Annotated in this window: 12 protein-coding genes; 6 read left to right on the forward strand and 6 right to left on the reverse strand. The window is 73.1% G+C overall.

Annotated features, from left to right (window positions below; all coding sequences use genetic code 11):
* The first annotated feature begins 113 nt into the window (after nucleotides 1-113).
* From ABD345_RS03625 to ABD345_RS03635, 3 genes are all read left to right on the forward strand, one after another.
* Nucleotides 114-419: a hypothetical protein gene (locus ABD345_RS03625; protein ID WP_344550216.1), complete on the forward strand. Its 306-nt coding sequence runs from the start codon at nucleotides 114-116 to the stop codon at nucleotides 417-419.
* A gap of 436 nt (nucleotides 420-855) precedes the next feature.
* Nucleotides 856-2,481 (forward strand): ABC-F family ATP-binding cassette domain-containing protein, encoded by a 1,626-nt coding sequence (locus tag ABD345_RS03630; protein WP_344550217.1) that lies wholly within the window; start codon nucleotides 856-858, stop codon nucleotides 2,479-2,481.
* Nucleotides 2,478-4,130, forward strand: a complete 1,653-nt coding sequence (locus ABD345_RS03635) for an ABC-F family ATP-binding cassette domain-containing protein (RefSeq protein WP_344550218.1) — start codon at nucleotides 2,478-2,480, stop codon at nucleotides 4,128-4,130. The genes ABD345_RS03630 and ABD345_RS03635 overlap by 4 nt, the downstream gene beginning before the upstream one ends.
* Before the next feature lie 172 nt (nucleotides 4,131-4,302).
* On the opposite strand, the gene ABD345_RS03640 is transcribed toward ABD345_RS03635, so the two are convergent.
* Nucleotides 4,303-6,891: a discoidin domain-containing protein gene (locus tag ABD345_RS03640; RefSeq protein WP_344550219.1), complete on the reverse strand. Its 2,589-nt coding sequence runs from the start codon at nucleotides 6,889-6,891 to the stop codon at nucleotides 4,303-4,305.
* 632 nt (nucleotides 6,892-7,523) lie between these two features.
* Here ABD345_RS03640 and ABD345_RS03645 point away from each other — a divergent pair.
* The 3 genes from ABD345_RS03645 (at nucleotide 7,524) to ABD345_RS03655 (ending at nucleotide 10,180) form a co-directional block, all read left to right on the forward strand.
* Nucleotides 7,524-7,838, forward strand: a complete 315-nt coding sequence (locus ABD345_RS03645; protein ID WP_344550220.1) for a hypothetical protein — start codon at nucleotides 7,524-7,526, stop codon at nucleotides 7,836-7,838.
* A gap of 264 nt (nucleotides 7,839-8,102) precedes the next feature.
* On the forward strand, nucleotides 8,103-8,573 hold the full coding sequence (locus tag ABD345_RS03650) for a cation:proton antiporter regulatory subunit (protein ID WP_344550221.1): 471 nt from the start codon (nucleotides 8,103-8,105) through the stop codon (nucleotides 8,571-8,573).
* A 389-nt stretch (nucleotides 8,574-8,962) separates the two neighbouring features.
* Nucleotides 8,963-10,180 (forward strand): cation:proton antiporter, encoded by a 1,218-nt coding sequence (locus ABD345_RS03655; RefSeq protein ID WP_344550222.1) that lies wholly within the window; start codon nucleotides 8,963-8,965, stop codon nucleotides 10,178-10,180.
* A gap of 37 nt (nucleotides 10,181-10,217) precedes the next feature.
* On the opposite strand, the gene ABD345_RS03660 is transcribed toward ABD345_RS03655, so the two are convergent.
* From ABD345_RS03660 to ABD345_RS03680, 5 genes are all read right to left on the reverse strand, one after another.
* Nucleotides 10,218-10,673: a hypothetical protein gene (locus tag ABD345_RS03660; protein WP_344550223.1), complete on the reverse strand. Its 456-nt coding sequence runs from the start codon at nucleotides 10,671-10,673 to the stop codon at nucleotides 10,218-10,220.
* A 50-nt stretch (nucleotides 10,674-10,723) separates the two neighbouring features.
* Nucleotides 10,724-11,737, reverse strand: coding sequence for an NAD-dependent epimerase/dehydratase family protein (locus ABD345_RS03665; protein WP_344550224.1), 1,014 nt, complete (start codon nucleotides 11,735-11,737; stop codon nucleotides 10,724-10,726).
* 242 nt (nucleotides 11,738-11,979) lie between these two features.
* Nucleotides 11,980-12,327, reverse strand: a complete 348-nt coding sequence (locus ABD345_RS03670; protein WP_344550225.1) for a hypothetical protein — start codon at nucleotides 12,325-12,327, stop codon at nucleotides 11,980-11,982.
* A gap of 174 nt (nucleotides 12,328-12,501) precedes the next feature.
* Nucleotides 12,502-12,705: a DUF397 domain-containing protein gene (locus ABD345_RS03675; protein WP_344550226.1), complete on the reverse strand. Its 204-nt coding sequence runs from the start codon at nucleotides 12,703-12,705 to the stop codon at nucleotides 12,502-12,504.
* The gene (locus ABD345_RS03680) at nucleotides 12,698-13,651 is read right to left on the reverse strand and encodes a helix-turn-helix domain-containing protein (RefSeq protein WP_344550227.1); all 954 of its coding nucleotides are present in this window, start codon (nucleotides 13,649-13,651) and stop codon (nucleotides 12,698-12,700) included. Before ABD345_RS03680 ends, ABD345_RS03675 begins: the two co-directional genes overlap by 8 nt.
* Between the last annotated feature and the right edge of the window lie 2 nt (nucleotides 13,652-13,653).

Raw genomic sequence — 13,653 nt, forward strand, 5'->3', positions numbered from 1 at the left:
TTCGGTCCGCGGTGAGATTTCTGTTATCCGGCGGGTCCGGCGGGGTCTCCGAGGTGACGCACCCGCAGGAGCGCCGCACGCGCACCCGGAGGAGACCGGAGGGAAGGCCCAGGATGGCACGAGGACACCGCCGGTCCGGCGCGGGGCCGGGGTCGAGGTCCCGGCGGCACCGCTGGTGGTACCTGGTGGCCTCGGTGCTGGTGACGGTCGGCACCGTCCTGGTCGCCTACCGCACCGGACCCCCGCCGCACCCGGGGCCGACCCCGCCGGCGCCGTCGACGGCCCGGCCCCAGGAGCAGGCGCAGCCGGTCGACGCGCCGCCGCTCCCGTCCGGCTCCGGGTCCGCCGGGGCGGGCGGGCGACCGCTCGCCCCGGCCGGGGCCCGGCAGCCGCTCGCCCCGGCCGACCGCGTCACCTGAACCCGGCGGACGGGCGGCCCCCACCGTCCGTCCGCCTCCGACCCTGCCGGTCCGGGCCCCACCCCGGCGCCCCCACCCGGACCGGCAGGGTGTCCGTCGGGCACCGCGCCCTTTCCCCCTGCACCGGGGCGCGGTGCCCGGCCCTTCGGCGCGCACCCGCCCCGCCGGTGCGTCCGATGGTCGGGTCGGGCGGCCTGTTAGAGTCGGAGGGTCTGGAGCGGCGCAGCAGGTGCGCGCGCGAGGTGCGGAAGAGGGACAGCTGTGGCGGGTGACGACGACATCTCCGGGTGAGACCCGGTTCTGACGGCCACCGGGCCGGCGCACAGGAGCGCTGCCGGAGTGGTCCGTTTCGTCGTCCCCTTTTTCCCCACTTCCCGCCCGGGCAGCGGCAGTTCACCACGCCCCGCTGCCCCCTCGCACCCTTCGAGGTCCCGCCGTGTCCGACGTCGCCGTCGTCTGTTCCCACCTGTCCTTCTCCTGGCCGGACGACACTCCGGTCTTCCACGACCTGTCGTTCAGCCTGCCGCCGGGCCGCACCGGCCTGGTCGCGCCGAACGGCTCCGGCAAGTCCACCCTGCTGCGGTTGATCGCCGGTGAACTGGCCCCCGGTGCCGGATCGTTGACGGTCTCCGGCACGCTCGGGTACCTGCCGCAGGACCTCCCGCTGACGGCGGGGCTGACCGTCGCCGAGGTGCTCGGCGTCGACGCCGTGATCCGGGCGCTGGACGCCGTCGAGTCGGGGGACGTCGCCGAGGAGCACTTCGCGGTGATCGGCGACGACTGGGACGTCGAGGAGCGCACCCGCGCCCAGCTCGACCGCCTCGGCCTGGGCGCCCTGGCGCTGGACCGCCGGCTGGGCACGCTCAGCGGCGGCCAGGTGGTCTCGCTCGGCCTGGCCGCCCAACTGCTGCGCCGCCCGGACGTGTTGCTACTGGACGAGCCGACCAACAACCTGGACCTGGCGGCCCGGCACCGGCTGTACGAGGTGCTCGCCGACTTCCACGGCTCGCTGCTGCTGGTCAGCCACGACCGCGCGCTACTGGACCGGATGGAGCGGATCGCCGAGCTGGACGGCGGCGAACTGCGGCTGTACGGGGGTGACTTCACCGCCTACCAGGAGACGGTGCAGGCCGAGCGGGAGGTCGCCGAGCGCAACGTCCGCAGTGCCGAGCAGCAACTGAAGCGGGAGAAGCGCGAGTTGCAGCAGGCCCGGGAGCGGGCCGACCGGCGGGCGAGCAACGCGGCGCGGAACCTGAAGAGCGCCGGCCTGCCGAAGATCTTCGCGGGCACCATGAAGCGCGGCGCGCAGGAGTCGGCGGGCCGCTCAGGCCAGGTGCACGCGGCGCGGGTGGACGAGGCGCGGGCCCGGCTGGACGAGGCGGGGCGGGCGGTGCGCGAAGAGCAGCGGCTGAGCCTGGAACTGCCGGACACCCTCGTCCCGGCGGGGCGGACGCTGCTGCACGGCGAGGGCCTGCGGGCCGAGCCGGGCGGCGTGCCGGTGTTCGGGCCCGCCGGGGTGGACCTGATCGTGCGGGGGCCGGAGCGGATCGCGCTGACCGGCGCGAACGGCGCCGGGAAGAGCACCCTGCTGCGCCTGATCAGCGGCGAACTACCGTTGAGCGGAGGGGAGTTGCGACACGGCGAGGGCCGGGTGGCGTACCTGTCGCAGCGGCTGGACCTGCTGGACGACGGGCTGTCGGTGGCGGAGAACTTCGCCCGTTTCGCGCCGGAGCGGCCGGAGGCGGAGCGGATGAACCTGCTGGCCCGGTTCCTGTTCCGGGGCGCGGGCGCGCACCTGCCGGTGCGGGTGCTGTCCGGCGGCGAGCGGCTGCGGGCCACGCTGGCGTGCGTGCTGTGCGCGGAGCCCGCGCCGCACCTGCTGCTGCTGGACGAGCCGACCAACAACCTGGACCTGGTGGGCGTGGGCCAGTTGGAGAGCGCGCTGAACGCCTACCGGGGTGCGTTCGTGGTGGTCAGCCACGACGAGCGGTTCCTGGAGGGCATCGGGGTGCAGCGCCGACTGCTGCTGGCGGAAGGGCAGTTGACGGAGGTGGCGGCGTGACGGCGCTGATCGCCCAGGACGTGGTGCGCGTCCTGGGCGGCCGCCGGGTGCTGGACGGGCTGTCGCTGACCGCCGCGCCCGGCCGCCGGATCGGCCTGATCGGCGAGAACGGCTGCGGCAAGTCGACGCTGCTGCGGGTGCTGGCCGGAGTGGACGAGCCGGACGCCGGGAGCGTCACCCGGCCCGCCGATCTGGGCTTCCTGCACCAGGAGTTGCCGTTCGAGGCGGACGCCACGCTCGCCTCGGTGCTGGCCGACGCGCTGCGCGAGGCCCGCACCGACCTGGCCGAACTGGAGCGCCTGGGAGCCGAGTTGGCCGCCCTCCCGGACCAGCACCCGTCCCTGCCCGGCCTGTTGGCGCAGTACGGGCAGCGCCTGGAGCAGGCCGAGGCCCGCGACGCCTGGGACGCCGACCGCCGGGCCGCCCTGGCCCTGGAGGGCCTTGGCCTGTCCGCGCTCGCCCCGGAGCGCACCCTCGGTTCGCTCTCCGGCGGCCAGCGCGGCCGGCTGGCGCTGGCCGCGCTGCTGGTGCGCCGCCCCGCGGCGGTGCTGCTGGACGAGCCGACCAACCACCTGGACGACGCCGCGGCCGCCTTCCTGGAGGCCCAACTGCTGTCCCTGCCGGGCGCGGTAGTGGTGGCCAGCCACGACCGGGCGTTCCTGGAGGCGGTCTGCACCGACCTGGTCGACCTGGACCCGGCCGCGGACGGCCCGGTCCGCTTCGGCGGCGGCTACCTGGCCTACCTGTCCGCGAAGCGGGCCGCCCGGGAGCGCTGGGAGCGCCGGTGGGCCGAGGAGCAGCAGGAGGCGGAGCGGCTGCGGCACTCGGCGGGGGTGACCGCGCACCGGGTGGCGCCGGACCGGGGGCGCACCGACAACGAGAAGATGGGGTACGGGCACCGGGCGGGCCGGGTGCAGCAGCAGGTGTCCCGGCGGGTGCGCGACGCGTCCCGCCGGCTGGCGGAGCTGGAGCGCACCCGGGTCGCCGAGCCGCCCGTCCCGCTCCGCTTCACCCCGCCCGCCGCCGAACCGGACCCGGGAACGGCCCCCGGGGCCACCCCGTCCCCCGGCCCGCTGGTCGCGCTGCACGAGGTCCGGGTCCCGGGCCGGCTGGCTCCGACCACGCTGGAACTCGCGGACGGGGAACGGCTGTTGGTGACCGGCGGCAACGGGACGGGCAAGTCGACGCTGCTGGCGGTGCTGGCCGGGCGGCTGGCGGCGGCGGGCGGGGTGCGGCGGCGGCCCGGCCTGACGGTGGGCCTGCTCACCCAGGACACCGCGTTCGCCCGGCCGGAGCGCACCGCCCGGGACACCTACCGGCTGGCGCTGGGCCCGGAGGCGGCGGAGCGGGTGCCGCTGTCGACGCTCGGCCTGCTGGCGGCGGCCGACCTGGACCGCCCGGTGGGCGCCCTGTCGGTGGGCCAGCGCCGCCGCCTGGCACTGGCCCTGCTGGTCGCCCGCCCGCCCCGGTTGCTGCTGCTGGACGAGCCGACCAACCACCTCTCGCCGCTGCTGTGCGACGAGTTGGAGGAGGCGATCGGCGCCGGCGGCCCGGGCGCGGTGGTGCTGGCGGGGCACGACCGCTGGCTGCGCCGCCGCTGGCGGGGCCGGGAGTTGGCGCTGGCCGGTGCGGACGTCGCGGAGCGCTGACCCGGCGGAACACTGACCCGGCGGAGCGCTGACCCGACCGCGGAACGACACACGGCGGCGGCCACCGCCCCCCGGCCCGGGGAGGGTGGCCGCCGCTGTGTGTCAGGTACTGTCCGGCTGCCGGGGTGTCAGGTGCTCCCCGGCTGCCGGGCGCTGCCCGGACTGCCTGCCGTTACGGGTAGGAGACCAGGTTCGAGGGGACGGTCCCGGTGCCCGAGGTGCCGGCGCCGGTGTTGTTGACCACGTGCAGGAACTGGCCGTTGCCACCGAGCGAGTTGACCAGGACGTCGTGCAGCTTGACGCCCGCGGTGTCCGGGACCTCGAAGCCGTGGTCCACCACGATGGTCGGGTCGACGTTGAAGTAGCAGTAGCTGCCCAGGCCCCAGCCCTCGTGGGTGGTGACGTTGTTCTCGACCTTGTAAGCGGCGTAGCCCTTGGTGGTGCCGTTCTGGATCGCGGCCTGGTTGGGGGCGTCGTAGGCGATCTCGTTCTGGAAGAAGATCGTCTTGCCGCCGTTGCCCTTCCACCACACGTTGTACTTGTTGAAGTGCTCGACGAACAGGCCGGTGGCCAGGACGTCGTTGCCGTTCACGACGAAGCCGTAGTCGGAGCGGTTGCTCTCCCAGCCGACGCCCGCGCCGTGGTCGGCGCGCCAGATCCAGGTGTGGTCGACGATGGTGTTGTTGCTGTTGATCACCATGCCGTTGGTGGCCTTGCCGGCGGTGACGCCGCCGACCCGGACGAAGACGTCCTGGATGACGATCGGGTCGGCCGCGTGGTTGGCGCCCGGGGTGTCGTTGCCGACCTGGAGCAGGGCCTGGGAGTTGGTGGTGCCGGCGTCCAGCAGCAGGCCGGAGACCTTGACGCCGTCGACGTCGGCGACCTTGATCGCGGTCACGCCGTTGTCCGGGATGACGGTGGCGAGGCCGAGGCCGAGCACCACGGTGTCCGGGCGGGTGATGTTGATGCTCTGGTCGACGTGGTAGACGCCGGGGGTGAAGAGCAGGTTGAGACCCTGGGCCAGCGCCTGGTTGATGCCGGCGGCGGTCGCGCCGTCCTTCACCACGTAGAACTGGCTGAGCGGCAGCGAGGTGCCCTGCGGGGTGCCGCTGCCCCAGGAGACGCCGCGGGCGTTGGTGCGCTTGGCGGGCACGAACACCTTGTAGTCGTTGCCGTCCAGGTACAGGAACGGCTTCTCCTGCGAGGTCGGCGTGGTGTCGAGCGTGGTGTACGGCGGGTTCGGGAAGCCCTGGGCGGGGGCGCCCTGGACGCCGGAGAAGGTCTGGTTCCACACGCCGTTGGAGAACCCGCCGATGGAGCTGTCGCGGGTGTACCACTGCTGCTGCGAGTAGTTGCCGACCTGGCCGTCGATCTTCGAGTCGGCGATGTAGCCGCCCGAGGCCCAGCCGTAGCTGGCGGGGGCCAGGTTGAGGCCGCCCTCGACGTGCATCCGGCGGAACGGCGCGGCCTGCGAGACGGCCCAGCGGTCGGTGCCGCTGACCGGCTTGAGGTGCAGGTTCTCGGCGGAGCGCCAGAAGTTCTGGGTGGCGTTGCCGTTGAACCAGCCCGCGTCGACGGTGACGTCGCCGTTGAAGGTGGTGTCGTCCGGGTTCAGGCCCAGGCCCGCGATCGAGGTGTAGAAGCCGATCTGGGCGTTGATGTTGTTGTACGTGCCCGGCTTGAACAGCAGCGCGTAGCGGTCGGTGCCGAACTGGTTCGACTCCTGCTTGGCGAAGACCGCGTCGACCTTGGCCTGGATGTTCGGCGTGGACGGGTCGAAGACCAGCACGTTCGGGCCGAGGTCGCCGCCGCCCTGCACCGGCGGGGTGGTGGAGCCGCCGGTGCCGGTGTGGACGCCCATCTCCCACAGCGAGTAGCCGTAGCCGGTGGCGCGCTGGGTGCCGTACATCCGGACGTAGCGGCCGGAGCCGGAGACCTTCAGCGTCTCGTTGCCGCCGGCGCCGGTGGTGGTGGAGTAGATCGTCGCCCAGGTGCTGCCGTCGTTGGACGCCTGGATCTGGTACGCCTTGCCGTACGCGGCCTCCCACCTGAGGTCGACCTGGCACAGCTGCTGCACCGAGCCGAGGTCGACCTGCAGCCACTGCGGGTCCGCGGCGGCCGAGGCCCAGCGGGTGCCGGTGTTGCCGTCGACCGCGGAGGACGCCGGGGTGCCGCCGTTCTCGGTGGAGGACGCGGTGGCGGTCTTGCCCTGCGCGGCGTTGTCGGTGGAGCAGCCCGAGGTCGGCGGGGTGGTGGTGCCGCCCGAGGGGGTGCCGGTGGGGGTGCCGCCCAGGGTGCCGTAGACCTGGAACTCCCAGAGGGAGTAGCCGTAGCCGGTGGCGCGGGTGATGCCGTTCATCCGGACGTAGCGGCCGGAGCCGGAGACGTTCAGCGTCTCGGTGCCGCCGGCGCCGGTGGTGGTGGAGTAGACCGTCGTCCAGGTGGTGCCGTCGTTGGACGTCTGGATCTGGTAGGCCTTGCCGTAGGCGGCCTCCCAGCTCAGCTGCACCTTGCTGATGGTGGAGACGGAGCCGAGGTCGACCTGCAGCCACTGCTGGTCGGAGGCCGCGGAGGACCAACGGGTCCCGAAGTCGCCGTCGACGGCGGCGGTGGCCGGGGTGCCACCGTTCTCGGTCGACGAGGCGGTGACCGCCTTGCCCTGGGAGATCAGCGAGTCCGCGGCCTGCGCGGTGCCCGGGATCGTCATGACAGCACCCGCGACCAGGGCCGCGGCGGCGAGTACGGCAGGCGTCCGGCGCATGGGGGCACCGGAAGGGGGAGGGGCGAGCCGCATGGCTCCTCCTGCTGTGAGCGGTGGGTGGGGTGGGAAAACAACGGAGAGCGCTCTCCGGGCGGAGTCTCGGGGCAGGAAGCACCGGGCGTCAAGTCGCACGTGGGGACGACTTGAAACCTCGGCTTCACCTGGGGGAAACACCGCCGCATCAGGTTAGTTCATGGCGAGAGAAAAGTAGAGACCCTGACGACGACATCTCAATTTCGTTGGACCCGGCTCGGAGAGCGCTCTCCCATGAGGGCGGCGGGCTGGAGCTCCGGGGCGACACGGACCCACCCTCGGGGCCGGGCCGGGCGCCCGACGGACCGTCGGGTTCCGGCTCCGGAACCCGGGGCGGATACGGTAGGGCCCGCCGCTCCCGCGCGCCAGCGTCCGCGCCGACCGGCTGACGATCGGCCAAGTACCTTCACCGGCAGGACCCGTGAACCGGCCCGCCACCCGCCGGGGCCGGCCTCGCCCGGACCACCCCGCGCCCGCACACCACCACCCGCCACCCGGACGCCCCCGACCCCGTCCCCACCCACCGCGCCGCCCCCGCCGACCGCACCACCCCCGCACCCACCGGCACGGCGACCGCGCCACCCCGCACCGGAACGGGCATGGGCGTCGGTACGGGCACGGGCGTCGGTACGGGCCCGAGCGCCTCCCCGAGCCCGTGGCCGTGGCCGTCGCCGCCGCGACCGTCCTCCTCCGCCCCCGACCCCACCGGCGGCCCTGCCGCCGGGCACCGCCGCGCCCGCACCCGGCACCGTCCCGCCCCAGGGGCCCCGGTCGTCGCCACCCCCGTCGAGGACTCGGGCTCGCTCACCCCGTTCGCGATCGGCGGCGCGGCCGCCCTCGCCGTCGGCGGAGCCGGCACCTTCGCAGTGCTGCGCCACCGCCGCTCCCGGTCCGAGGGCTCCGCCGGCGCCTGACCGCCCCTCCGGACGTACCTTCAACTCCCGTTCCGAACAAATGAGTTGCCCGCACCACCGGGCCCGCGACCGGCCACCGGCCGTGGGCCCACCGCCCAGCCGGACCGTGCGGGCGATCACACCGACGTGGGAAATGTCACCCGCTTGGTGATGTCTTTACCTTCGATTGACCTTTCGGCCGTGGGCCCCTCTCTGAAAAGGTGGTACGAGCCAACCACGTCGCCTGCCGCCGCCCCGGAGGGATCCCCCGTGCCCGTCTCACGCATGCAATCGACCCCGCTGCCCGGCATCGGCGTGCAGTACGACCTGACCACCCGGGAGCGCCAGCACGTCTCGGTGATCGCCCACCGGGACGGCACCCGGACCCTGAACACCTACCGCCGCGAGGACCCGGACGCCTGCGCGCACTCGCTGCACCTGACGGAGGGTGAGTCGGCCGCGCTGGTGGACGCGCTGACCCCGTCCCACCACAGCCCGAACGTCCTGCACACCTCCGGCCTCGGCCTGGTCGCCGAACGGGTCGAACTGTCCGGCTCGTCGTACTGGAACGGGCGGCCCCTGGGCGAGACCCGGATGCGCACCGACACCGGGGTCTCCCTGGTCGCCGTCCTGCGCCGCACCGGGGCCGTCCCCTCCCCCACCCCGGACTTCCGGCTGGCCGGCGGGGACACCCTGATCCTGATCGGCACCCGCGAAGGCGTGGACGCCGCCGCCGCCATCCTCGGCCGGGAGTGACCTCCTCCCCGCACCGAGCCGCGGGGATTCCGGCCGCACCCGCGGGGTGCGGCCCGCGCCCCGACCCCGGAACCCGTCGCGGGTGAACCGCGGCCGGCCCGCCGCCCGACCCACCCGCCGCACCGCCGGCGCGTCGTCACGCACCACCCGAGCACACCCGAGCACGCCCGAGCACGCCCGGACGTCCGCACCGGACAGGGCCGCTGACCAGCCGTCGGACACCACGACAGGAGCACCGGAGATGCACCCGACGAACCCACCGAGAGCCACCCGCGACGACCTGTGCCCGAACCGCCGAAAACCAGCCCGCCGCCCCGCGGCCACGCGTCAAGCATCCACTCCGTCCGGCCCGCCAGGCCGGGGCGTCCTGACAGAGAAAAGGTGAACGCTTGCACACCGCCACGATCTTCATCGAACTCGGTGCGATCATCCTCGCCCTGGGGCTGCTCGGCCGCATGGGCTCCCGGTACGGTCTCTCCCCCATCCCGCTCTACCTGCTCGGTGGCCTCGCGTTCGGCCACGGCGGCCTGCTGCCGCTCAGCGCCAGCGAGGAGTTCGTCGCCACTGGCGCCGAGATCGGCGTGGTCCTGCTGCTGCTGATGCTCGGGCTGGAGTACACCGCGGCCGACCTGGTCACCAACCTGAAGAGCCAGTACCCGGCCGGGCTCGTCGACTTCGCCTTCAACGCGCTGCCCGGGGCGGCGATGGCGCTGCTGCTCGGTTGGGGCCCGGTCGCCGCCGTCGTGCTGGCGGGCGTCACCTGGATCTCCTCCTCCGGCGTGATCGCCAAGGTGCTCGGCGACCTGGGGCGGCTCGGCAACCGGGAGACCCCGGTGATCCTGAGCATCCTGGTCCTGGAGGACCTGGCGATGGCCGTCTACCTGCCGATCCTCACCGCGCTGCTGGCCGGCGCCGGCCTGCTGGTCGGCAGCGTCACCCTCGCCATCGCCCTGGCCACCGCGGGCCTGGTGCTCTTCGTCGCGCTCCGGTACGGACGGCTGATCTCGCGCTTCGTCTCGCACGACGACCCGGAGAAGCTGCTGCTGGTGGTGCTCGGCCTGACCCTGCTGGTGGCCGGCATCGCGCAGAAGCTCCAGGTCTCGGCCGCCGTCGGCGCGTTCCTGGTCGGCATCGCGCTGTCCGGCGAGGCCGCGGAGGGCGCGCACACCCTGCTGAGCCCGCTGCGCGACCTGTTCGCCGCCGTCTTCTTCGTCTTCTTCGGCCTGAACACCAACCCCGCCAGCATCCCGCCGGTGCTGCTGCCCGCCCTGGCGCTGGCCGTGGCCACCGCCCTCACCAAGATCGCCACCGGCTACTGGGCCGCCCGCCGGGCCGGCATCGCCGCGAAGGGCCGCTGGCGGGCCGGCGGCGCGCTGGTCGCCCGCGGCGAGTTCTCCATCGTCATCGCCGGACTCGCGGTGACCGCGGGCGTCGAACCCTCCCTCGGCCCGTTGGCCACCGCGTACGTCCTACTGCTCGTCATCATCGGCCCGCTGGCCGCCCGTTGGACCGAGCCGATCGCCTCCCGGCTGGAACGCCGCGGCCACGACGACGCCGCCGCGGCCGAACCGCGCACCCTCCCCGAGGAACCCGGCGTCCGCGTCTGACGCCTCCGCTCCCCCTCCCCCCGACCGCCCGCGGACCTCACCCCGCCACATCGACGGCGGCGAGGTCGGCGGGCCGCCGGCCGCAGGTCGAGGGCGGACGGGGTACCGGGCTGCCGGGGGGGGCGAGCAGGCGGTGCCGCACCGGAGCGACCGGGGCGGGCCCGGCGAAGGGCTCACCCAGGTGGCGCAGCACCGAAGCGCCCGGGCGGGCGTCCACCAGGTCGAACCCGTCCCGGTCGCGCACCACCGCCCGGAAGGTCCCCTTCCCACCGCCCTCGCCCTGCACGGTGGCCTGGTCCGCCAGCACCGACAGCGAGGAGACGAAGACGTACCGGCCCACCCGCCCGGCCAGCGCCTCCTCCAGGAAGCACGACCGCACCGTCAGCACCCACGGCACCCCGCCCTCGACCGCCCGCCGGTCCGGCGCCGGCACCAGCAGCGCGACGTCCGCCCCGGCGAACCCGATGCTCGGCAGCCCCCCGTCCGCGAACACCGCCCACGACTCGTCCGCCCGGCCCGGGCCCCGCCCGGTTCAGTGGCGGGTCACGTCAGCTCGTCCAGCAGCCGCCGCTCCGCTTCCGCCGTGAGCCCCTCCGCGCCGGGGGCCGGGCCGCCGCGCGCGTTGTCCCAGGCCAGGGTGTCGGCGATGGTCTCGGCGAGCGGACGGTAGGTCAGCCCGGCGGCCAGCGCGCGGGAGACGTCCACCCGGTTGATCGCCGCGCACTCGGGCCCGGCGATCCACATCGGCACGCCCATCCACGGGTCGACCCCGGCCCGCAGCAGCCGCTCGCTGCCGACCCAGACCGGCTCCGCGGCCGGGTTCACCACCGCCCGGCAGGCGGCGAAGAACTCGCCGAACGGCAGGGTACGGCCGGTCACGTGGTGGACGCCGCCGCGCTGCCGTTCGACGCACCCCAGGATCCACTCCGCCAGGTCACGGGCGTCGATGAACTGGGCGGCGTCGTCCGGCCCGCCCGGCAGCAGCACCCGGCCGCCCCGCTGGAAGCGCCGCGGCCAGTACGGGAAGCGGTCGGTCGTGTCGTACGGTCCGACGACCATTCCGGGACGGACCACGCCGGCCAGCTCCCCGTAGGCGTCCAGCACGATCCGCTCGCAGGCCGCCTTGCGCGCGCCGTAGAACTGGTGCGGCGCCAACTCGCCTTCCAGATCGAGCAGTTCGCCGCCCTCGTCCTGCACGGTGGCCTGGTCCGCCAGCACCGACAGCGAGGAGACGAAGACGTACCGGCCCACCCGCCCGGCCAGCGCCGCCACCGAACGGCGCACCACCTCCGGGTGGTAGCCCGCCACGTCGACCACGGCGTCCCAGCGCCGCCCGTCGAGCCCGGACAGGTCGACCGTGCGGTCACCGACCACGGTCTCGACGCCCGCGGCGTCGGCGAAGAGCGCGGGCGCCGTCAGCCCGCGGTTGAACAGCGTCACCCGGTGCCCCGCGGCCACCGCGGCCTCGACGAGGGTGCGGCCGACGAAACGCGTGCCGCCCAGCACGAGCAGGCTCAGCGGACGGGACGGGGGACGAGAGGAAGTACTGCTCTGCATGATGGTGGTGAACTCCGGATTCGTGAAGCGGCCCGGACCGCCGGCGGCAGAAGCCCGCTCAGTCGGCGACCCGGTTCGGGACGTGACGGAACCCGCTCCCGGCAGCCATCGACCTCACCCTCTCCCGCTCACCCCGGCGCGGCACCCGCACCGGACTCGACCGGCCGAACCTAGCAGCGCGCGCCCCCGCTGTCAGCCCGTCACCCCTGTCGCCCCCCCAGCCCGCCCTGGCCCGCCCCGGCTCAGCGGGCGGTGGGGGGCACCGGGCCCGCCTCGTTCTTCGGCGGGGCCGCCCAGGGGCGGCGGTGACCCACCACGCCGGCGAGCAGAGTGCCGACGACAATGACGAGGAGTGCGACCGCGAGGCTGCCCGCGACCAGCCGGATGCCAAGGGTGTCCAGCCGAATCCGCCCGTCGGAGACCAGGCGGTAGTGGATCGACGGGCCGACGGCACAGCTGTTGATGATCGTCGCGAACCCGGGCACGACGGCGTACCAGGACTTGACCCGGAGCATCAGCAGCCCCATCGCCACGACGGCCAGCCCCGGCAGCGCGGCGGGCAACTCCGCCAGCCGCCCGTCGATGTCCATCACCTTCGAACCGACCCACCCCCACCGGCACTCCCCCCCAAAGAGAACACCGCACCGGGGTCCAGTCCAACGGCTCACCGGAGCATCCGAACTCGGTCGGACCGCCCGGACCCCGACACCACGAAACCTCCGGCACGCAAGCACCGGAGGCTTCATCCGCAATGGCAACTCTGTTCAGGCGATGCCGAATTCACCCCGCACGATGGCATCCACGAACGCGGACCACACCGGCGGGGCAAAGCGAAGGACAGGGCCTGCCGGGTCCTTGGAATCCCGGACACAGCCCGGTCGCATGTCATCCACCTCGACGCATCCGCCCTGGCCATTCGAGTACGACGACTTCCGCCAAGCGGGAGCCACCGGGGTGCGGTCATGCATGGCGTTCCATTTCCTTCCGTACAGCACAGATCAAGGTCAAACTTGCCCGTTGGCCAAGTGCGTCAACCTGGAGTCGATCGTATCGACCGACCCACTTGGACACAGTGTCGGCATCCTGCTCCAAGTATCCACGCTGCAACGTCTCCGTGTACCCAACCAACGCGCGGTTAGGCAGAGTCAAAATCGTGACCGGGTGTGACAGTGGGCGATCCTCTGCAAGCCCGTAAGGGGAGATCTGTAGAACCACATTGGGCATTTCACTCAACGCCTCAAGGTGGCGAAGCTGTCGAACCATGACAAGCGGTCCGCCGATCGGACGGCGAAGGGCTGCTTCGTCCAACACGGCATGCACGGGCGCCCCGTTGGACATCTTGAGTTGTCGCTGCGCGAGCAGGGCGAGTCGCTCGTCCGCCTGCTCCTGTGTGGAATCACCTCTGCGAACCGCCGCGCTTTCGTAGGCCGCGCTGTAGCTCGGCTCCTGCAGCATGCCGGACACGAGATCGATATCGAAGATCCGAACGCCGATCGCCTCGCGCTCACGCCGCAGGTACTCGGGGAAGCCGGGCAGCAGTGAGCCGGTACGCCAGCTCCAGTACAGCAGTAGCAGTGTGCCGTTGGCCTGCAACGCACTGTCCGCCAGCTCGACGAACTTTAAACTCGGGGCTTGTTTCGCCCCCTCAACGTTCGAGATGTACACGTTGGAGTAACTGATCTCCCGGCCGAGGGCGACCTGCGTCAACCCACCTGCCTCCCGTGACCTGGCGAGCTGCACAGCGAAGGCATGCAAGGGAGATGATGTTGGATCAATTGTTCTACGAGGCATGAGAGTTCCGTCTTTAAAGTCATCACAGCTAGAGACTTGAAGTGCTTCCGATCGTAGCTGCCAGTGCCGATGCTGGTTACACGTTGGTGAAAGATCGGAGCGGACAGTGAACGAGCAGAGCATCC

It is taken from the genome of Kitasatospora saccharophila (assembly GCF_039529925.1).
GTDB classification, from domain to species: domain Bacteria; phylum Actinomycetota; class Actinomycetes; order Streptomycetales; family Streptomycetaceae; genus Kitasatospora; species Kitasatospora saccharophila.

Excerpts from the sequence above, each read along its gene's own strand:
- ABD345_RS03665 (WP_344550224.1), bottom strand. The coding sequence starts at position 11,737 with ATGCAGAGCAGTACTTCCTCTCGTCCCCCGTCCCGTCCGCTGAGCCTG.
- ABD345_RS03675 (WP_344550226.1), bottom strand. The coding sequence starts at position 12,705 with ATGCATGACCGCACCCCGGTGGCTCCCGCTTGGCGGAAGTCGTCGTAC.
- ABD345_RS03640 (WP_344550219.1), bottom strand. The coding sequence starts at position 6,891 with ATGCGCCGGACGCCTGCCGTACTCGCCGCCGCGGCCCTGGTCGCGGGT.
- ABD345_RS03650 (WP_344550221.1), top strand. The coding sequence starts at position 8,103 with ATGCAATCGACCCCGCTGCCCGGCATCGGCGTGCAGTACGACCTGACC.
- ABD345_RS03625 (WP_344550216.1), top strand. The coding sequence starts at position 114 with ATGGCACGAGGACACCGCCGGTCCGGCGCGGGGCCGGGGTCGAGGTCC.
- ABD345_RS03670 (WP_344550225.1), bottom strand. The coding sequence starts at position 12,327 with ATGGACATCGACGGGCGGCTGGCGGAGTTGCCCGCCGCGCTGCCGGGG.
- ABD345_RS03680 (WP_344550227.1), bottom strand. The coding sequence starts at position 13,651 with ATGCTCTGCTCGTTCACTGTCCGCTCCGATCTTTCACCAACGTGTAAC.
- ABD345_RS03645 (WP_344550220.1), top strand. The coding sequence starts at position 7,524 with ATGGGCGTCGGTACGGGCACGGGCGTCGGTACGGGCCCGAGCGCCTCC.